Annotated in this window: 18 protein-coding genes, 2 tRNA genes and 1 other RNA gene; 5 read left to right on the top strand and 16 right to left on the bottom strand. The window is 70.7% G+C overall.

Annotated elements, in window-relative coordinates; genetic code table 11:
- Positions 1 to 213 precede the first annotated feature (213 nt).
- The 15 genes from QYS60_RS16000 to prfB all read right to left on the bottom strand — a co-directional run bounded on the left by QYS60_RS16000 (position 214) and on the right by prfB (position 12,225).
- A tRNA-Ala gene (locus QYS60_RS16000) sits at positions 214 to 286 on the bottom strand.
- An 840-nt stretch (positions 287 to 1,126) separates the two neighbouring features.
- Positions 1,127 to 1,873, bottom strand: coding sequence for a DsbA family protein (locus QYS60_RS15995; protein WP_289377625.1), 747 nt, complete (start codon positions 1,871 to 1,873; stop codon positions 1,127 to 1,129).
- Positions 1,874 to 1,910: 37 nt separating this feature from the next.
- Positions 1,911 to 2,399 (bottom strand): MauE/DoxX family redox-associated membrane protein, encoded by a 489-nt coding sequence (locus QYS60_RS15990; RefSeq protein ID WP_289377626.1) that lies wholly within the window; start codon positions 2,397 to 2,399, stop codon positions 1,911 to 1,913.
- A gap of 26 nt (positions 2,400 to 2,425) precedes the next feature.
- Positions 2,426 to 3,634, bottom strand: coding sequence for an MFS transporter (locus QYS60_RS15985; RefSeq protein WP_040783419.1), 1,209 nt, complete (start codon positions 3,632 to 3,634; stop codon positions 2,426 to 2,428).
- 62 nt (positions 3,635 to 3,696) lie between these two features.
- Positions 3,697 to 5,328, bottom strand: coding sequence for a phosphoglucomutase (alpha-D-glucose-1,6-bisphosphate-dependent) (gene pgm, locus QYS60_RS15980; RefSeq protein ID WP_289377627.1), 1,632 nt, complete (start codon positions 5,326 to 5,328; stop codon positions 3,697 to 3,699).
- 78 nt (positions 5,329 to 5,406) lie between these two features.
- Positions 5,407 to 5,751 (bottom strand): fluoride efflux transporter CrcB, encoded by a 345-nt coding sequence (crcB, locus tag QYS60_RS15975; protein ID WP_054374313.1) that lies wholly within the window; start codon positions 5,749 to 5,751, stop codon positions 5,407 to 5,409.
- The gene (locus QYS60_RS15970; RefSeq protein WP_289377628.1) at positions 5,748 to 6,104 is read right to left on the bottom strand and encodes a CrcB family protein; all 357 of its coding nucleotides are present in this window, start codon (positions 6,102 to 6,104) and stop codon (positions 5,748 to 5,750) included. The genes crcB and QYS60_RS15970 overlap by 4 nt, the downstream gene beginning before the upstream one ends.
- Positions 6,105 to 6,171: 67 nt before the next feature.
- Positions 6,172 to 6,540: a transfer-messenger RNA gene (gene ssrA, locus QYS60_RS15965) on the bottom strand.
- A gap of 101 nt (positions 6,541 to 6,641) precedes the next feature.
- Positions 6,642 to 7,472: a DMT family transporter gene (locus QYS60_RS15960; protein WP_289377669.1), complete on the bottom strand. Its 831-nt coding sequence runs from the start codon at positions 7,470 to 7,472 to the stop codon at positions 6,642 to 6,644.
- Positions 7,473 to 7,492: 20 nt separating this feature from the next.
- The gene (gene smpB, locus QYS60_RS15955) at positions 7,493 to 7,966 is read right to left on the bottom strand and encodes an SsrA-binding protein SmpB (RefSeq protein ID WP_010594668.1); all 474 of its coding nucleotides are present in this window, start codon (positions 7,964 to 7,966) and stop codon (positions 7,493 to 7,495) included.
- Between the two features lie 94 nt (positions 7,967 to 8,060).
- Entirely contained in the window at positions 8,061 to 8,966 is a 906-nt protein-coding gene (ftsX, locus tag QYS60_RS15950; protein ID WP_289377629.1) for a permease-like cell division protein FtsX, read from the bottom strand.
- Positions 8,967 to 9,021: 55 nt separating this feature from the next.
- Entirely contained in the window at positions 9,022 to 9,711 is a 690-nt protein-coding gene (gene ftsE, locus QYS60_RS15945) for a cell division ATP-binding protein FtsE (protein WP_289377630.1), read from the bottom strand.
- Positions 9,712 to 9,742: 31 nt separating this feature from the next.
- Positions 9,743 to 10,189, bottom strand: a complete 447-nt coding sequence (locus tag QYS60_RS15940; RefSeq protein WP_289377631.1) for a hypothetical protein — start codon at positions 10,187 to 10,189, stop codon at positions 9,743 to 9,745.
- Positions 10,186 to 11,007 carry a mechanosensitive ion channel family protein gene (locus QYS60_RS15935; RefSeq protein ID WP_238586405.1) on the bottom strand — a complete coding sequence of 274 codons (822 nt, stop codon included), beginning with the start codon at positions 11,005 to 11,007 and terminating at the stop codon, positions 10,186 to 10,188. The genes QYS60_RS15940 and QYS60_RS15935 overlap by 4 nt, the downstream gene beginning before the upstream one ends.
- Before the next feature lie 93 nt (positions 11,008 to 11,100).
- Positions 11,101 to 12,225 (bottom strand): peptide chain release factor 2, encoded by a 1,125-nt coding sequence (prfB, locus tag QYS60_RS15930; protein ID WP_054374290.1) that lies wholly within the window; start codon positions 12,223 to 12,225, stop codon positions 11,101 to 11,103.
- A gap of 79 nt (positions 12,226 to 12,304) precedes the next feature.
- On the opposite strand from prfB, the gene hisN reads away from it, so the two are divergent.
- The 4 genes from hisN (at position 12,305) to QYS60_RS15910 (ending at position 17,651) form a co-directional block, all read left to right on the top strand.
- On the top strand, positions 12,305 to 13,099 hold the full coding sequence (hisN, locus tag QYS60_RS15925; protein WP_371383633.1) for a histidinol-phosphatase: 795 nt from the start codon (positions 12,305 to 12,307) through the stop codon (positions 13,097 to 13,099).
- A gap of 90 nt (positions 13,100 to 13,189) precedes the next feature.
- Positions 13,190 to 14,584 carry an acyl-CoA dehydrogenase family protein gene (locus QYS60_RS15920; protein ID WP_289377633.1) on the top strand — a complete coding sequence of 465 codons (1,395 nt, stop codon included), beginning with the start codon at positions 13,190 to 13,192 and terminating at the stop codon, positions 14,582 to 14,584.
- 43 nt (positions 14,585 to 14,627) lie between these two features.
- Positions 14,628 to 15,836, top strand: coding sequence for an acyl-CoA dehydrogenase family protein (locus tag QYS60_RS15915; RefSeq protein ID WP_054374296.1), 1,209 nt, complete (start codon positions 14,628 to 14,630; stop codon positions 15,834 to 15,836).
- Between the two features lie 171 nt (positions 15,837 to 16,007).
- Positions 16,008 to 17,651: an acyl-CoA synthetase gene (locus QYS60_RS15910; protein WP_289377634.1), complete on the top strand. Its 1,644-nt coding sequence runs from the start codon at positions 16,008 to 16,010 to the stop codon at positions 17,649 to 17,651.
- Positions 17,652 to 17,703: 52 nt separating this feature from the next.
- Here QYS60_RS15910 and QYS60_RS15905 read toward each other — a convergent pair.
- A tRNA-Met gene (locus QYS60_RS15905) sits at positions 17,704 to 17,780 on the bottom strand.
- 434 nt (positions 17,781 to 18,214) lie between these two features.
- Between QYS60_RS15905 and QYS60_RS15900 the strand changes: the two genes are divergently transcribed.
- Complete coding sequence (locus QYS60_RS15900) at positions 18,215 to 18,739, top strand: transglycosylase family protein (RefSeq protein WP_371383632.1); 525 nt, start codon at positions 18,215 to 18,217, stop codon at positions 18,737 to 18,739.
- The last annotated feature ends 42 nt before the right edge of the window (positions 18,740 to 18,781 follow it).

Raw genomic sequence — 18,781 nt, 5'->3', positions numbered from 1 at the left:
GCAGTGGCACCCGCACCGGGCGCGGCACCGGAAGAAGAACCCTGGGTGATGTTCGAACCTTCGGACACGACAGCTCACCTCTCCCGTTTTCGAAGCGATCCATCACAGTGTGCGCCGCTACGAGAGAGCATGAAGCAGGTTCCGAGGGGAAAATGTCGGCATTGCCCGAGATACCGGCCCGATCGCAGAACGATCAGGGCGTCCCGGAGAGAGTGGAGCTAAGGGGACTCGAACCCCTGACCCCCACACTGCCAGTGTGGTGCGCTACCAGCTGCGCCATAGCCCCGTACCGTCACCTGGGATCAACTCCCCGGTGCGAAGAGAAAATTACACCATCGCCGTCGACGACAACAAATCGCCTGGTCAGTACGGACCGAGGAGGCGACCGGCGAGGGGGGGGGGGGGGGGGGGGCCCCCCCCCCCCCCCCCCCCCCCCCCCCCCCCCCCCCCCCCCCCCCCCCCCCCCCCCCCCCCCCCCCCCCCCCCCCCCCCCCCCCCCCCCCCCCCCCCCCCCCCCCCCCCCCCCCCCCCCCCCCCCCCCCCCCCCCCCCCCCCCCCCCCCCCCCCCCCCCCCCCCCCCCCCCCCCCCCCCCCCCCCCCCCCCCCCCCCCCCCCCCCCCCCCCCCCCCCCCCCCCCCCCCCCCCCCCCCCCCCCCCCCCCCCCCCCCCCCCCCCCCCCCCCCCCCCCCCCCCCCCCCCCCCCCCCCCCCCCCCCCCCCCCCCCCCCCCCCCCCCCCCCCCCCCCCCCCCCCCCCCCCCCCCCCCCCCCCCCCCCCCCCCCCCCCCCCCCCCCCCCCCCCCCCCCCCCCCCCCCCCCCCCCCCCCCCCCCCCCCCCCCCCCCCCCCCCCCCCCCCCCCCCCCCCCCCCCCCCCCCCCCCCCCCCCCCCCCCCCCCCCCCCCCCCCCCCCCCCCCCCCCCCCCCCCCCCCCCCCCCCCCCCCCCCCCCCCCCCCCCCCCCCCCCCCCCCCCCCCCCCCCCCCCCCCCCCCCCCCCCCCCCCCCCCCCCCCCCCCCCCCCCCCCCCCCCCCCCCCCCCCCCCCCCCCCCCCCCCCCCCCCCCCCCCCCCCCCCCCCCCCCCCCCCCCCCCCCCCCCCCCCCCCCCCCCCCCCCCCCCCCCCCGCCGCCTCAGCCGAGCTCGGCCACCCAGTTGTCGTTACCGAGGGCGTCGATCACCGTGCCGTCGTGCACCACCGCGGGGGTGCCGGACGCGCCCGTCGCCGCGAGCGCCTGCCGCCCTGCCTCCGCGTCGGCGGCCGCCTGCTCGACACGTGCACCGTCGGCGATGCACTGCGCCGCGTCGTCGGACGCCCCGGCGTCCCGCGCCATCTGTGCCAGCTCGGCATTGGTGAGGTCGCTCTCGCCCCGCTCGGCGGGCTGGTTCTCCGGCGAGAGCAGCGCAGCATGGAACGCGGAGAACGCCGTCGCGTCCCCGCTCTGCGCAACGCACTGACCGGCCGCGACCGCGCGGGTCGAGTAGTCGCCGCTCGCGGAGAGCTGATCGAGGAAGGCGAGCATGTGGTACCGCACAGCGACGTCGCCGGCGTCGATCGCCTGCGCCAGTTCCTGACCGTGCTTGTGCTCGAGCTCGGCGCAGTACGGGCACAGCGGGTCTTCGAACAGGTCGATCGTGGTCGCGGCGTCGGGGAGACCGAGGAGGACGACCCCGTCGTCCTGCAGCTCCACCTGGACCGCGGAGTTCTGCACCGCCCCGTAGCCCTCGTTGCGCGCCTTACTTCGGTTCGCCTGCCACAGCACGCCCCCGATGACCAGCACCGCGATCACCACGACCGCGATCCCGCCGAGGATGAAGGTGGACTTGCTCGACGTCGGCTCCGGCGTGTACTTGACCGGTTTGACCTTCTTGGCGCTCACGAAATCTGCCCTTCGCTGTCCGGGAATCGATGCGGGATCACTCTGCCATCGCGGGCTGAGTGCGTGCTGAGAGCCTCACCCGGGAGCCGGGACCGAGCGCGAGCGGACTGCGGGGGAACACCGTCAGCCAGGCGGCCAGGGCGAGGAAGCCGAGGTCTCGTGCGATCTCTCCGGCGTAGTCCCAGCCGTCCACGTCGGCGGCCCCACCGCCACCGAAACACCCGCAGTCGATCGACAGCCCACGCGCCCATACCGACGCGATCACGACGATCAACGTCAGCAGCGCGGCCGCACCCACGACTGCTGCCGCGCGCACCGCGAGCCCGATCAGCAGCAGCAGACCGAGCACGAGCTCGAAGATCGGCAGCCCGGCCGCGACGGGCCGCACGAGGACCTCGGGCAGCAACTGGTACGCGCGGACGGCCACGACGGTCTGAGAGGGATCAACGAACTTGATCCAGCCGGAGATCAGCCACACGGCGGCGAGACCGAGCCGGGCGATCAGGCTGAGCAGGGGAATCCACACCTCATCGACAGTACCGAGGTCGGCGCTCAGCGCTCCGTGGCTTCGGTCACCGCGGGTTCCCGGACGGGCCTCGGCGCCAGTACCCAGGGCACGGCCACCAGCAGCATGACGGCACCGGTCACGGCGAACGCGGCCCCGTACGAAAGTTGCTGCGCCAGGACTCCGGCAGCGACCGGTCCGATCACCGCGCCCACGTCGGCGGTCATCTGGAAAGTCGCCAGCACCGGACCGCCGCGCGCCTTGCTGCCGACCACGTCGGCGACGGACGCCTGCTGGGCCGGGTTCATCAGGCCCGACCCGACGCCGGCCAGCAACGAGGTCGCGAAGAACAGCGCGAGGTTCGTGGTCAGGCCCATCGCGATGGTGCTGGTCCCGCACACCACGAGCCCCAGAAGGACGAACGGGCGGCGGCCGAACCGGTCGGACAACCGCCCGGAGACCATCAGGACCAGGGCGTTGCCCACGGCGAACACCGTCAGCGCCACTCCGGCCAGGCCGGCGTCGCGTCCGAGCACCTCCACCACGAACAGCGGCACCATTGCCACCCGCACGCCGAAGACGACCCAGCCGTTGGCGAAGTTCGATCCGAGCGCGGCCCGGTACACCGGCGACCGCAGAGCCTCCCGCAACCGCATCGCCGGCATGCTGCCGCCCGAGTCCGGCGCGGCGAGTGCGGAGTGCCGCAGGCTCACGAACACGACGGCCGCGGCGACGAGGAGGGCCACCGCGTAGATCAGGAACGGTGCCCGCAACCCCAGACCTACCAGGGCGCCACCGACGAGCGGGCCGCCGATGTTGCCGAGCAGGAAGCTCGTCGCGTAGAGCCCCGACACCCGGCCCCGCGCGTTCGGCGGGGAGATGCGGATCAGCAATCCGAGCGCCGAGACGGTGAACATGGTGGAGCCGATCCCGCCGAGCGCCCGGAACAGCAGCAGCTGCCAGTAGTCCGTCGCGAAGGCGCAGGCGCCGGTCGACAGCGCCACGATGAGCACACCGGCGGTGTACACCGGCCGCTCCCCCAGCCGCTGCACGAGATTCCCGCTGGCGGGGGCGAACAACAGCCGCATGGCCGCGAACGCGGAGATCACGACGGATGCCGCGGTGACCCCCACCCCGAAACTGCGTGCGAACTGCGGCAGTGCGGGCGCGACGAGACCGAAGCCGAGGGCGATGACGAAGGCCGCGCTGACCAGGACCCAGATCTCCCGCGGCAAGGCGGCGTCGCGTGTTCGCATGATGGGCCCGATGTTAGCGACGCGCACGATCGGTCCGGCAGGCGCGTCCCGCCGGTGCGGACTCAGCCGAGAACGTGGGACACCAGGTCGCGCGCCGCGTCCTGGACCTGCGCGAGATGGTCTGGACCGAGGAACGATTCGGCGTAGATCTTGTACACGTCCTCGGTGCCCGACGGCCGGGCCGCGAACCACGCGTTCTCCGTGGTGACCTTCAGTCCGCCGATCGCGGCGCCGTTGCCCGGCGCGGCGGTGAGGGTCGCGGTGATGGGCTCGCCGGCCAGTTCGGTGGCGTCGACCTGTTCGGGTGCGAGCTTCGCCAGCACGGCCTTCTGCTCACGCGTGGCGGGCGCGTCGACCCGGGCGTACGACGGGTCGCCGTAGCGCTCGGCGAGTTCGGCGTAGCGCCGGGAGGGGGTCGTGCCGGTCACGGCAGTGATCTCGGACGCGAGCAGGGCCAGCAGGATGCCGTCCTTGTCGGTCGTCCACACGGAGCCGTCGCGCCGCAGGAACGATGCGCCGGCGCTCTCCTCCCCGCCGAATCCGAGGGTGCCGTCGAGCAGACCGGGAACGAACCACTTGAAGCCCACCGGAACTTCGAGCAGACCCCGGCCCAGGCCCGCGGCCACCCGGTCGATCATCGACGAGCTCACGAGGGTCTTGCCGACCTTCGCCTCGGCGGACCATCCGGACCTGTGCCGGTACAGGTAGTCGATGGCGACGGCGAGGTAGTGGTTCGGGTTCATCAGCCCCCCGTCGGGGGTGACGATGCCGTGCCGGTCGGCGTCGGCGTCGTTGCCGGTGGCCAGGTCGTAGCGGTCGCGGGTGCCGATCAGCGACGCCATCGCGTTGGGCGACGAGCAGTCCATCCGGATCTTGCCGTCGGTGTCGAGGGTCATGAACCGCCACGTGGCGTCGACGAGCGGATTGACGACGGTCAGGTCGAGCCGGTGCCGCTCGGCGATCTCACCCCAGTAGTCGACGCTCGCACCGCCGAGGGGATCGGCACCGATGCGCAACCCCGCCTCGCGGACGGCGTCGAGGTCCACGACGTTCGGCAGGTCGTCGATGTAGGCGGCGAGGAAGTCGTGCCGGCCGGCGTCGGCGAGCGCCCGGACGACGGGAACCCGGCGCACCCCGTCCAGTCCCGCGGCGAGCAGTTCGTTGGCGCGCGCCGCGATCACCGACGTCGCGTCCGTGTCGGCCGGCCCACCGTGCGGCGGGTTGTACTTGAATCCGCCGTCGCGAGGCGGGTTGTGCGACGGGGTGACGACAATTCCGTCGGCGCGGGCCCCGGATCCGGCGGAGTTGTGCCGCAGGATCGCGTGACTCACGGCCGGGGTGGGTGTGTAGCGGTCGCGGGCGTCGACGACCACATCGACGCCGTTGGCGGCGAGCACCTCGAGTGCGCTCGTCCATGCCGGTTCCGACAGTGCGTGGGTGTCGCGGCCGAGGAACAGTGGCCCGGTGATCTGCTGCGCCGCGCGGTATTCGACGATCGCCTGGGTGGTGGCGAGGATGTGCTGCTCGTTGAAGGCGCCGTCGAGGCTCGATCCGCGGTGACCCGAGGTGCCGAAGGCAACCTGCTGCAGCGGATCCTGCGGGTCCGGCGTCACCGTGTAGTACGCGGTGACCAGGTGCGCGAGATCCTCCAGATCCGCGGCTGCCGCCGGTTGTCCCGCTCGTTCGTGCGCCATGTGACCTCCTCGTCCACCCGACCCTGCCCTGCTCATCTTGCCCGGCCGGCGTGCACCGCGCGCGCCGATCGGCGGCGGTCAGGACGTGAGGGCGAACCCGGCCCAGGCCGCGGCCGTACCGGCCAGCACGCTCACCACCGCATATGCCGTCGCCGTGACCGGGCGGCGCACGCGTACGAGACCGACCGATTCGACGGCGAACGTCGAATAGGTGGTCAAGCCGCCGCAGAATCCGGTGCCGAGCAGCGCGAACGTTGCCGGTGCCAGCGCGGCGCCGGACAGCAGGCCCAGCAGCAGGCAGCCGAGGACGTTGACCGTCAGGGTCGCCACCGGGACGCTGCGAAAGGAGCGGACGTGCCGGCCCGCGAGGTAGCGCAGGACCGCGCCGGCACCGCCGCCGACGGCGACGAGCAGGACGGTCATCGGGTCGCCGACCGGTGCCGCCACGCCTCACCGGCGGCCATACCGAGGCGTGCCGCCGTGAGTGCCCCGGCGAGGGTCACGGTCACGTAGACGACGGCGGTCGCGGGATGGCGGACGGCGTCGACGGCGAACGTGGAGAAGGTGGTGTAGCCGCCGAGTACCCCGACACCGAGGAACAGGCGCCACAGCCGATCGGGACCGAGCAGCGCGGCAACGAGACCGAGCAGCAGCGAACCGGCGACGTTGACCGCCGCGATCGTCCAGATGCCGGGGAACTGCACGGCCAGTGCGTACCGGGCCACGGCGCCCATCGCTCCCCCAGCGGCGACCACAGCTGTCGGCTTGTACTCCATGCCGGTAACCGTAGAGGTCCGGCGAATGCGAACGACCCCGGCCGGGTGGCCGGGGTCCTTCGCGTTCCGGTGGAGCTGCCGGGAATCGAACCCGGGTCCTCCGCCGCCTCGCCAGGGCTTCTCCGTGTGCAGTTCGCTATGTCTCTACTTGGATCTCCCGGTCCCGCGAACAAGCCGAGATGACGATCCCAGTCGCTGTTTGCTGTCCCGTCCGGCTCCGCGACCGAGCCGTACGGTGAAGCTCCCTAGTCGATGCCAGGATCCGGGGCGGGAGCACACCCGGTCTGACAGAGACGCGCTCGCTTAGGCAGCGAGGGCGTACTCGCGCTGAGTAGACTCGGCGCTTATTGGTTTGCAGCGACGCTTACGGTGGTCTCTTGCCTGCACCGACACGCTTCCCCTAGCTCAACGTACGCAGTCGAAACCGTTCAGCCCCGTACGTACCTGCGACCTTCGCAGGACTACCCACTCTAACGCGCGGACCCCCCTCCGTCATTCCCATTTCCTCCGAGCCGTGAATGACGTGGATCACAGCCGTCAGGCGGCCGCGGTGATCATGCCGACGGCAGTGAGGGCGAGCACCATGCCGGCCATCTGGCCACGCCCGATACGCTCGCCCAGCACGATCATCGCCAGCAGCACGGTCGCCGCCGGGTACAGCGCGCCGATCACGCTGACCAGCGACAGCATGCCGCCCTGGAAGGCGAACATCAGCGCACCGTTGGCGATGACGTCCAGGACCGCGACCGCGACGATGTGCGGATATACCCGCCCCGGCGGCCGGATCAGCTGCCGCATCCCCATGGCCACGGCCCACACCACGAGCGTCGCGGTGAGCCGCGACATGCCGAGGGGCCACAGGCCGGTGCCTTCGGGGACGCGGTGCAGCGCGACGAACATCAGTGCGAACGCGACTCCGGAGCCGACGGTCAGCCACGCCACGTTCGCGGTGAAACGTGGTTGCGCGTCCCCGGCGACACTCTCCTTCGATTCCCTGCTGACCAGCACCACGGCGACGAGGGCGATCGCGATGCCGGCGTAGGCGACCGCCCCGGGCCGCTCCCCCGTCGCGATGCCGACGAGCACCGGGATCCCGGCCACGAGCACGGCGGTGAGCGGGGACACCACAGACATCGGACCTGCGGCGAGCGCGAGGTAGAACCACCAGATCGCGACGCCGCCGGCCACACCGGCCGCCGCGCCCCAGCCGAGCGAGCCGGCCGTGACGCCACCGCCGACGAGCGGCGCGACGGCGAGCACCATTAGCAGCGACAGCGGGTACGACACGAGCACGAACCGCAGCGCGGCCACCTGCCGGGACGCGACTCCGCCGAGGAAGTCGCTCACCCCGTAGCCGACCGCGGCCACCAGGGCGAGCACGATCGCCGTCAGCGCATGCCCTTCACCCGCCGGCCGAGTTCGCGGGTCACCTCGCGCTCGGCGGTGCGACGGGCCAGATCCTGGCGCTTGTCGTAGTCCTGCTTGCCCCGGGCCAGCGCCAACTCGACCTTCACCTTGCCGTCGGAGAAGTACATCGACAGCGGCACCAGGGTCTGGTTGCCCTCGCGGGTCTTGCCTACGAGGTTGTCGATCTCCCGGCGGTGCAGCAGCAGCTTGCGAGTGCGCCGCGGTGCGTGGTTGGTCCACGTCCCGTGCCCGTACTCGGGGATGTGCAACCCGCGCAGCCACACCTCGCCGTCGTCGACGGTGGCGAACGCGTCGACGAGCGAGGCCTTGCCCTCACGCAGGCTCTTGACCTCGGTGCCCAGGAGTGCGACTCCGGCCTCGTACGTGTCCAGAATGGTGTAGTTGTGCCGCGCCTTGCGGTTGGTGGCAATGACCTTGCGGCCCTTTTCCTTCACTTTCGGGCCCCTCCGGTCCTCGATGCGTCCGACAGATCTGTGTACAGCATAGGTAGCGGAGACAACCGGATATTCCCGGCGCACCGGCGGGGAGCTATTCGCGCACGTACAGGCGCAGGGTGACGTAGGCGGTCAACGCCGCCATGCCGACGCCCACCAGCACCAGGATCGGGGAGACCAGCAGGACGTCGCTGTTGGAGATGCGGGCGACGATGTTGGCCTCGTAGACCTCCGAGAGCACCTCGTCGACGAAGGCGCCCTTCGCGGCGAACAACCCGGCGATGGCCAGCGCCGCACCGATCACGGCCGCCACGACGGCCTCGAGCAGGAACGGCAGCTGGGTGTACCAGCGGGTCGCGCCCACCAGCCGCATGATGCCCACCTCGGTGCGGCGGGTGAACGCGGCGATCTGCACCATGTTCGCGATGAGCAGGATCGCAGCGACCGCCTGGACCGTGGCGATCGCGAACGCGGCGTTGCGCACGCCGCCCAGCACGCTGAACAGCCGCTCGACGAGGTCCTTCTGGTTGAGGACACTGTCGACCCCGGGTCGGACGGCGAACTGGTCCTCGATCACCCCGAACCGGTCGGGGTCGGAGAGCTTGATCTTGAACGAGGCCGGGAAGCTCTCGGGGCTGACGAGTTCGGCGAGTTCCGGCTGATCCTTGAAGACCCGCTCGGTCGCGTCGGCGACGGCATCCTCGCGGTTGAGGTACTGCACCGATACCACTGCCGGGGTGTTCTCCAGATCCGAGCGCAGGGTTCGGCAGATGTCCTGCTCGCAGTCCGGGTCCAGGGTCGAGATGTCCTCGGTGAGGAACACCTGCACCTCGACCCGGTCGAGGAAGATCTGCTGGGTCTTGTCCGCCATCTGCACGACGAGCAGGCCCGCGCCGAACAAGCCGAGGGAGATCGCGGTGGTCAGGATCATCGCGACGGTCATGGTCAGGTTGCGGCGCAGGCCGGTGACGACCTCGCTCAGGATGAAGCTGGCACGCATGGAGTGTCGAAGTCCTTCGGTTGCCGGAGGGGCGAGTGCGATGGAGCGGGAGCAGTCAGCGGCCGACGCCGTAGACGCCGCGCGCCTCGTCGCGCACGACCCTTCCGAGGTCGAGCTCGACCACCCGGCGCCGCATCGAGTCGACGATGTGATGGTCGTGAGTGGCCATCAGCACGGTGGTTCCCGTGCGGTTGATGCGTTCGAGCAGCATCATGATGTCCTGGCTGGTGTCCGGGTCGAGGTTGCCGGTCGGCTCGTCGGCCATGAGCACGAGGGGCCGGTTCACGAACGCCCGCGCGATCGCGACGCGCTGCTGTTCGCCGCCGGACAGCTCGGTGGGCAGGCGGTCCGCCTTACCGGACAGGCCGACGAGGTCGAGCACGTCGGGCACAGTGCGGACGATGACCGAGCGCGGCTTGCCGATCACCTCGAGCGCAAACGCGACGTTCTCGGCCACCGTCTTGCGCTGCAGCAGCCGGAAGTCCTGGAACACGCAGCCGAGGTTCTGCCGCAGCCGTGGCACCCGCCGGGCCGAGAGCCGGTTGACGTGGAAGTCCGCCACGTGGATGTCACCCGACGTGGGGGTGTCCTCGCGGAGGAGCAGCCGCAGGAAGGTCGACTTCCCGGAACCGGACGGGCCGATGAGGAAGACGAACTCGCCCTTGTCGATCTCGACGCTCACCTTGTCGAGAGCCGGCCGGGTCGACGTCTTGTACGACTTGGACACATTCTCCAGGCGGATCACGCCGCCATGCTAGCCGTTATCGGACGGTGACCTAAGGAACCGACTCGCCGGTAGGTTCGGTGGGGGACGAATTGCCGAGACCGGGAATCGGGATCTCGGGCAACCGCAGGCCGGGCTGGGTCGTCGTGGTCGTCGGGGCCGGAGCACCGGGCACCGCCTCCGAGCCGCGTCCGCCCGGCGCCGAGCCCGGGACCGTCGGTGTCGGGCCGGTCGTCGTCGGAGTCGGTTCGGTGGTAGTGGGGGCGGTGGTGGTCGGCACGGGCTCGACCGTCGTGGGCTCCGGCACGTACGGCACGTACGGCACGTCGCTGACGACGACCGCTCCCGGCGGCGCCGCCGCGCTCTGCTCGTCCTCCGGATTCAAGTACACGTACAGCAACCACAGGCCGACCCAGAGCAGGCACAGGGACAACGTGGTGGTGCGCACCCGGCCGCCGAGAACGTGGTCCGGGATGTGGAATCGGCGTCGCTCGCTCACTGCACCGCCTCGATGCCGTGGATGGGAGTGGAGGTGTCCAGCTGGGGGTTGACGGTCATCCCCCGGCGGCGCAGCGCCAGCGCGACCCGCACCCGGAGTTCGCGGCCCACCTGGAACTGCTTGCCGGGCAGGGTCCGGGCCACCATGCGGACGCTGACCTGGTCGACCTCGAGGCTCTCGACACCCATCACGGTCGGTTCGTCGAGCAGCAGTTCGTTGAGCTTCTCGTCCTCGAACGCCGCGACGCCGACCTCGTGCAGGATGTCGTTGACCTCGGCGATGTCCGCGGTGACCGGGATCGGCACGTCGACGACGGCACGGGCCCAGTCCTTGGACAGGTTGACGGCCTTGTTGATCTGCCCGTTGGGCACGGTGATGACCTCGCCGGCGGCGTTGCGCAGTTTCGTCACTCGCAGGGTGACGTCCTCGACCGTGCCGACCGCGTCGGCGGAGGCACCGGTGACCGAGATCTGGACGGTGTCACCGAACCCGTACTGCCGCTCGGTGATGATGAAGAATCCGGCGAGGATGTCCTGGACGATGCGCTGGGCGCCGAAGCCGAGCGCGGCACCGAGCACCGTGGCCGGCGCCACGAGGCTGCCGATGGGTAGCGCCAGGTAGTCGAAGACCTTCAGGGTCGCGATGATGTAGACGAACGTGATCACCACCCAGGTGATCACCTGCGCCACCGAGTGGCGGTGCTTGGTGACTTCCGAACGCACCAGGGCGTCGGACTGCTGATAGGTCTCGTCGATCCGCCGCGTGATCCGGCCGCCGACCCAGCTCACGAATCGCGCGACGAGCGCGGCGCCGAGCACGGTGAGCGCGATCTGCAGACCGCTGCTCGACAGCCAGTCGAGAATCCTGCTACCGGGAAACAGGGGTCGATCCTCCGTGTCGCTGGTTCTGGCCTACTGGTTCTGCTTCTGGTTCTCGCGCATGCGCCACCGGATGCCCTCTTCGAGGAACCCGTCGATGTCGCCGTCGAGGACGGCCGCCGGGTTGTTCACCTCGTGCTCGGTGCGCAGGTCCTTGACCATCTGATAGGGGTGCAGGACGTAGGAGCGCATCTGGTTGCCCCAGGAGCTCCCGCCGTCGCCCTTGAGGGCGTCCATCTCCGCACGCTCCTCCTGCCGCTTGCGTTCGAGCAGCTTGGCCTGCAGCACGCGCATCGCCGAGACCTTGTTCTGCAGCTGCGACTTCTCGTTCTGGCAGGTGACGACGATCCCCGTGGGGATGTGGGTCAGGCGCACCGCGGAGTCGGTGGTGTTGACGGACTGCCCACCCGGGCCGGACGAGCGGTACACGTCGACGCGGATGTCGTTCTCGTCGACGTCGATGTGGTCGGTCGTCTCGACGACCGGCAGCACCTCGACCTCGGCGAACGACGTCTGGCGCCGGCCCTGGTTGTCGAAGGGGCTGATGCGCACGAGTCGGTGGGTGCCCATCTCGACCGAGAGGGTGCCGTAGGTGTAGGGCGCCTTGATCGCGAAGGTCGCGGACTTGATGCCCGCCTCCTCCGCATACGAGGTGTCGTAGACCTCCACCGGGTAGCCGTGCTTGTCGGCCCATCGGATGTACATGCGCATGAGCATCTCGGCCCAGTCGGCAGCGTCGACGCCGCCGGCGCCGGCGCGGATGTTGACCAGCGCGTCGCGCTGGTCGTACTCGCCGGAGAGCAGGGTGCGCACTTCCATCGCCTCGATGTCGGTGCGCAGGGCGGCGCGCTCGGTGTCGGCGTCGGCCAGCGCGGTGGTGCGGTCCTCCCCCTCCTCGCCCTCGGCGAGTTCGTAGAGGACCGGCAGGTCGTCGAGCCGTGAGCGCAGCTCCTCGACACGCCGCAGTTCGCCCTGGGCGTGCGAGAGCTGGCTGGTGACCTGTTGCGCGTGCTCCTGGTCGTTCCACAACTCCGGGTCGGCGGCCTGGTGCTCGAGCTCGTCGATGCGCCGGCGCAGCTCGTCCACGTCGAGGACCGCCTCGACGGTCTCGAGGGTGGTCGCCAGTTCGGCCAGGTCTGCGGAAACATCGGGATGCACGATTCTCAAGGCTACCGGGTGTGCGGCGTGACCTCGCCACCGCTCGGGGCCGGGTGGGCTCTGGACTAGCGTCTGGGGCATGAGCACCGACTTTTCGGCCGATCTGGATCTCGCCCTGCGCCTCGCCGACGAGGCGGACGCCATAACCCGCACCCGGTTCGGCGCCCTCGATCTGACCGTCACCGACAAGCCGGACCTGACCCCGGTATCGGATGCGGATCTCGGCGTCGAACGCGCCGTGCGCGGCACCCTCGGCGCCGAGCGCCCGGGGGACGCGATCCTCGGCGAGGAGTTCGGCGGCGACGCCGTGTTCACCGGCCGCCAGTGGGTGGTCGATCCCATCGACGGGACCAAGAACTTCGTGCGCGGTGTGCCGGTGTGGGCCAGCCTGATCGCCCTGCTCGACGACGGTGTGCCGGTGGTGGGCGTGGTGAGCGCCCCGGCTCTGAACCGCCGCTGGTGGGCCGCGGCCGGCGCGGGGACGTGGCTGGCTTACGACGGCGCGCAGCCTCGTCGGCTCACGGTCTCGCAGGTCGCCGAGCTGTCCGCCGCGTCGCTGAGTTTCTCGAGCCTGTCGGGCTGGCGCGACCGCGGCCGGCGCGACGAGTTCGTCGCGCTCACCGACGAGGTGTGGCGGGTACGGGCCTACGGCGACTTCTACTCGTACTGCCTGCTGGCCGAGGGTGCGGTGGACATCGCCTTGGAGCCCGAGGTGTCCCTGTGGGACCTGGCTGCGCTGGACGTGCTGGTCCGGGAGGCGGGGGGCCGGTTCACGAATCTCGACGGCGCGACGGGCCCGCACGGTGGCAGCGCGGTCGCCACCAACGGAGCACTGCACGACGGTGTGCTCACCCGTCTGCGGCAAGCCCGGTAGAGCACTCACCACCAACTTACTCGATAGTAGACAGCAATCTTACTCCGCAGTAAGATTGGGACTGTCCGTCCCCACATCGAGAAACGTCTGGTGATCATGAGCAAGCAAGACAGTGTGGCCCGGAACACCCCCCGCGACACGTCCGCCGTGGGCCTGAACCCCCTCCGGCGGGACGCCATGGGCGCGGCGATGCGGGTGCTCACCCGGATCACCGGTTCGGAACTCGCGGACCGGTACAACCTCCGGCAGGCCATCGACCGGGTGACCTACCAGTCCACCAAGACCGGCTTCAAGACGCTCGGCGCCGCCACCCGCACCTTCAAGAAGGTCACCGGCGGATCCGGCGCACCGCAGCGCCTCGACACCGCCGTCCGTACCGACCTGTTCGACCTGACCCCCACCGACGATCAGCAGATGATCGTCGAGACCGTCCGCGAGTTCGCCGCCGAGATCCTGCGGCCCGCCGCGCACGACGCGGACGAGGCAGCCGCCGCCCCCGCCGACCTTCTCGCCCGGGCCGCCGAACTCGGCATCACCCTCGTCAACGTGCCCGAGGCGTTCGAGGGAGTCGCCACCGAGCGCGGCGCCGTCACCAACACGCTCGTCGCCGAGGCACTCGCTCACGGCGACATGGGGCTGGCCCTGCCGATCCTCGCGCCGAGCGGCGTCGCGGTCGCCCTCGCCCAGTGGGGCACCGAGGAGCAGCAACGGACGTACCTGCCCGCGTTCGCCGGCGACGACGTCCCGCAGGCCTGCGTCGTGATCACCGAGCCGCGGGCGCTGTTCGACCCATTCGCGCTGCAGACCAAGGCGGTGCGCTCCCCCAGCGGCTACCGGCTGAACGGTGTCAAGTCCCTGGTGCCGGCCGCGGGCAGCGCCGAGCTGTTCGTCGTCGCCGCCGAACTCGACGGAAAGCCGTCGCTGTTCCTGGTCGAGTCCGACAGCAAGGGCGTCGTGATCGAGGCCGACCCGTCGATGGGGCTGCGCGCCGCCGGGCTCGGCCGGCTGCACCTGACCGACGTCGCCGTCCCGCAGAGCGCCCTCCTCGGCGACGCCGACGCCGACGTGCGCGCCGAGCAGTACGCGGACGCGGTCCGCCTCGCCCGGCTCGGCTGGTCCGCCCTCGCCGCGGGCACCGGGCAGGCCGTGCTCGACTACGTCGTCCCCTACGTCAACGAACGGCAGGCGTTCGGCGAACCGGTCAGCCATCGGCAGGCCGTCGCCTTCATGGTCGCGAACATCAAGATCGAGCTCGACGGGATCAGGCTGGTCACGCTGCGCGGCGCGGCCCGGGCCGAGCAGGGCCTGTCCTTCGCCCGCGAGGCAGCGCTGGCCCGCAAGCTCGCCACCGACAAGGGCATGCAGATCGGCCTCGACGGCGTCCAGTTGCTCGGCGGCCACGGCTTCACCAAGGAACACCCTGTCGAACGCTGGTACCGCGACCTGCGCGCCGTGGGCGTCGCCGAGGGCGTCGTCCTCGTCTGAACCGCCCGACCCGGCAGCGTCCCCTCACATTTAGGAACCCGCGATGATCAATCTCGAACTTCCCAAGAGGCTCAAGGCGTCGGCGAACCAGGCCCACCAGGTCGCCGCGCAGATCTTCCGTCCCGTCTCCCGCAAGTACGACCTCGCCGAGCACGTCTACCCGGTCGAGCTGGACACGATGGCGGCAATGGTCGAGGGCCTCAACGACTCCGGTCAGGGCGCCTCGGGCGCGGCGCTCGGCCGCGGCGACGAGCCGAAGAAGCAGACCGGCAACGTCAACGGCGGCAACATGGCGTCGCTGCTCAACGTGATCGAAACCTGTTGGGGCGACGTGGGTCTGACTCTCTCGATCCCCTACCAGGGCCTCGGCAACTCGGCGATCGCCGCCGTCGCCACCGACGAGCAGCTCGAGCGCTTCGGCAAGGTGTGGGCGTCGATGGCCATCACCGAGCCGAGCTTCGGCTCCGACTCCGCCGCCGTGACCACCACCGCCGTCCTCGACGGCGACGAGTGGGTCCTCAACGGCGAGAAGATCTTCGTCACCGCCGGCGAGCGCTCGACCCACGTGGTCGTGTGGGCGAGCGTCGACAGGTCGAAGGGACGCGCGGCGATCAAGTCGTTCGTCGTCCCACGGGACGCCCCCGGCCTGAGCGTGGCCCGCCTCGAACACAAGCTCGGCATCAAGGCCTCCGATACGGCCGTGCTGGTGCTCGACAACTGCCGGATTCCGAGGGACAACCTGCTCGGCAGCCCCGAGGTGAACGTCGAGAAGGGGTTCGCGGGGGTCATGCAGACCTTCGACAACACCCGTCCGATCGTCGCCGGTATGGCCGTCGGCGTCGCCCGCGCGGCGCTCGAGGAACTGCGCGGCATCCTCGCCGAGGCCGGCGTCGAAGTGTCCTACGACGTCCCGGCCTGCAACCAGCACGCAGCGGCCGCCGAGTTCCTCGCGCTCGAGGCCGACTGGGAGGCGGCCTACCTGCAGGCGCTGCGGGCCGCGTGGATGGCCGACAACAAGCAGCCGAACTCGCTCGAGGCGTCGATCTCCAAGGCCAAGGCCGGCCGCACCGGCACCGCGGTCACCCTCAAGGCCGTCGAGCTGGCGGGTACCTACGGCTACTCCGAACGTCCGCTGCTCGAGAAGTGGGCGCGCGACTCGAAGATTCTCGACATCTTCGAGGGCACGCAGCAGATCCAGCAGCTCATCATTGCGCGACGGTTGCTGGGCCTGTCGAGCGCCGAACTGAAGTAGCCGGTCACAGACCACTTCTCCGAGGGGTCGGGCCCCGCCGTACTCACCGACGGCGGGGGTTTTCTCACGCTTCGGGCCGCTTCCCGGAATTCGGACGAATGTCCATCTCTGTGAAGTCCATCACCACTAGGGTTGCGGTGACGAATCCGGCACGAGCTCGAAGGGGACAGCATGCCCGGGCAGGACCTCAAGGACAAGATCACCGCTGCCGTCGGGGAGGTGACCGACACGCTGGGCGCCGTGCGGGTACTCGCCCGCTCCGGACTGCTGCACTTTCCCCGGGTCGACCACGGAATCGGCACCCTCGTCGCGGTGAGCCGCTACGGCCCGTTCGCCGGACCGGTACATGCCCACGCCGCGCGCGGCTACGACGCCGTCGCCCTCGTCGACGAGCGTGGCCGGCTGAGCTACCAGGAACTCGAGGGGCAGTCGAATGCGCTCGTACGGGCACTGCAGGCCGACGGGGTCGCGGCAGGCGACGTGATGGGCCTGATGGCCCGCAACCACCGTGGACTCGTTCTCACCATGCTCGCGGCCGCCAAGCTCGGCGCGAAGCTGGTCATGATGAATACCGGGTTCGCTCCGCGCCAGCTCGCGGACGTCGCGGAACGTGAAGGAGTCGGCACGTTCGTCTACGACGCCGAGTTCGCGGCGGTGGCCGAAGCCCTGCCGCCGGATGTGCGCACGTACAGCTCGTGGCTCGAGGGCGAGGAGCCGGGACCACCCGGGATCGAGTCCGTGCTCGCACAGTTCGACCGGTCCACTGTTCCCGCACCGAGCACGCTCGGCGGTTTCGTGCTGCTCACCAGCGGCACGACCGGCACCCCGAAGGGTGCCCCGCGCGAGCGCACGTCGCCGCTCGCCTCGGCGCAGTTCCTGGACCGGGTACCGCTGCGGCCGGGACAGACGATGCTGATGGCGGCGCCGGCGTTCCACGGGACCGGAATCTCGCAGTTCGGACTCGCCCTGGCGCTGGGTCAGACGGTGGTGTTGGAGCGGCGGTTCGATCCGCTCGAAACGGTTCGCCTGATCGAACGGCACCGGGCGAACGTGCTCGTCGTCGTGCCGACGATGCTGCAGCGGATCCTGGACCTGGGGGGCGAGGCGATCGGCCGGTTCGACACGTCGAGCCTGCAGATCATCTTCTCCGCCGGCTCGGCGCTGTCGCCGGACGTGTGCCGGCGCACCCGCGAGTACTTCGGCGACGTCCTGCACAACCTGTACGGATCGACCGAATGCGCGGTGGCCACCGTCGCCACACCCGAGGACATCCGCCGGGCGCCGGGTACGGCCGGACGGCCTCCTGTGACGTGCCGGGTGGAGTTGTACGACGAGGAAGGCAACCGCATCACGGCACCCGGCAAGGTGGGCCGGATCTTCGTCGCGAGCGGGCTGAGCTTCGACGGTTACACGGACGGCCGGGACAAGGAGCGGATCAACGGTCTGCTCTCGACAGGCGACGTCGGGCACTTCGACGAGGCGGGACTGCTGTTCGTCGACGGCCGGGACGACGACATGATCGTCTCCGGTGGCGAGAACGTGTACCCGCTGGAGGTGGAGAACCTTCTCGTCGAACGGGACGACGTGTTCGATGCCGCGGTGGTCGGGGTGGAGGATCCGGACTTCGGTCACCGGCTGCGCGCCTTCGTGGTGCCGGCCGAAGGCTCCGCGCGCGACGCCGAGGAGATCAAGGAGTACGTCAAGGCGAACCTGGCACGTTACAAGGTTCCGCGTGACGTCGTCTTCCTCGACGAACTGCCGCGCAATGCGACGGGGAAGCTGCTGCGACGCGTACTTGTCGACATGAAGCCCTGATCTCATACGGAAGGGCCCGGCACCGGATCATCCGGTGCCGGGCCCTTCGGCGTGGTAGCGGGGACAGGATTTGAACCTGCGACCTCTGGGTTATGAGCCCAGCGAGCTACCGAGCTGCTCCACCCCGCGTTGCAGAAACGAAGTTACACGGCGCGGTGAACGGAATGCAAATCGCCTGGGCGAAAGTCATTTTCGCGCGCCATCGCGTGTCCTGGACCACACTCGGCGCATGATCCCCCTCACATAACGGAGGCATAACGATCGCGTGACGGGTCGGCCGACATGCCGTGCCGACCTGCGCAAACGCCGGTCGCTCGTCCCACCTGATGGACACCCGGGGCGTTGTTGCGGCCGGTGGCCCGGGTCGCGACGGCTCGGTACGGTCGGCCGCGGCTCGAAACCACCGAGCCGACGCCGTCCCGCCGCCGCCGAGCTGCCCCGCGGGAGTCGGTACGACGGAACCTTCAGGGGGCAGCGACGCGACCCGGCCGACTGTCCGCACCGCCACGACCGAGCGGTGCCCCGGGTCCGGCGTCGGCGAGCGCGGAGAGGATTCATCCCGCATGACCACTTTCTTCAGTAAGCGCGGCCTCGGTACGGCCGTTGTCACCGGCGCCCTCGTGGCGGTGCCGTTCGGCCTCGCCACCGGTACCGCCTCCGCTGCCCCGCACAACTGGGACGCGGTGGCGGAGTGCGAGAGCGGCGGCAACTGGTCGATCGACACCGGCAACGGCTACTACGGCGGTCTGCAGTTCTCGCAGAGCACCTGGGCAGCCAACGGCGGCACCGGCAGCCCACACACCGCTTCGAAGGCCGAGCAGATCCGCGTCGCGGAGAACACGCTGCAGACCCAGGGCCCGGGCGCGTGGCCGGTCTGCGGTCAGTACCTGACCACCGAGAGCGAGGCCGCGCCCGCCCCCGCTCCCGAGGCACCCGCCGCCCCGGCACCCGCAACCCCGGCACCCGAGGCCGCGCCGGTCGACCAGGCCGTCGAGCAGGCACTCGGTGTCGCCGGCGAGTTCGCCGCGCAGCACGGCTTCGCTGCGCAGTTCGACCAGGCAGTCGGCATCGCACTGACCGGCCGCTGATTCGTCCGCGAACGACGGGGCCCCGCGCACGATGTGCGCGGG

Origin of the sequence: Rhodococcus sp. GXMU-t2271, assembly GCF_041414735.1 — a bacterium.
GTDB classification, from domain to species: Bacteria; Actinomycetota; Actinomycetes; order Mycobacteriales; family Mycobacteriaceae; genus Rhodococcus; species Rhodococcus indonesiensis.
This window is presented reverse-complemented; position numbering and strand designations above follow the sequence as displayed.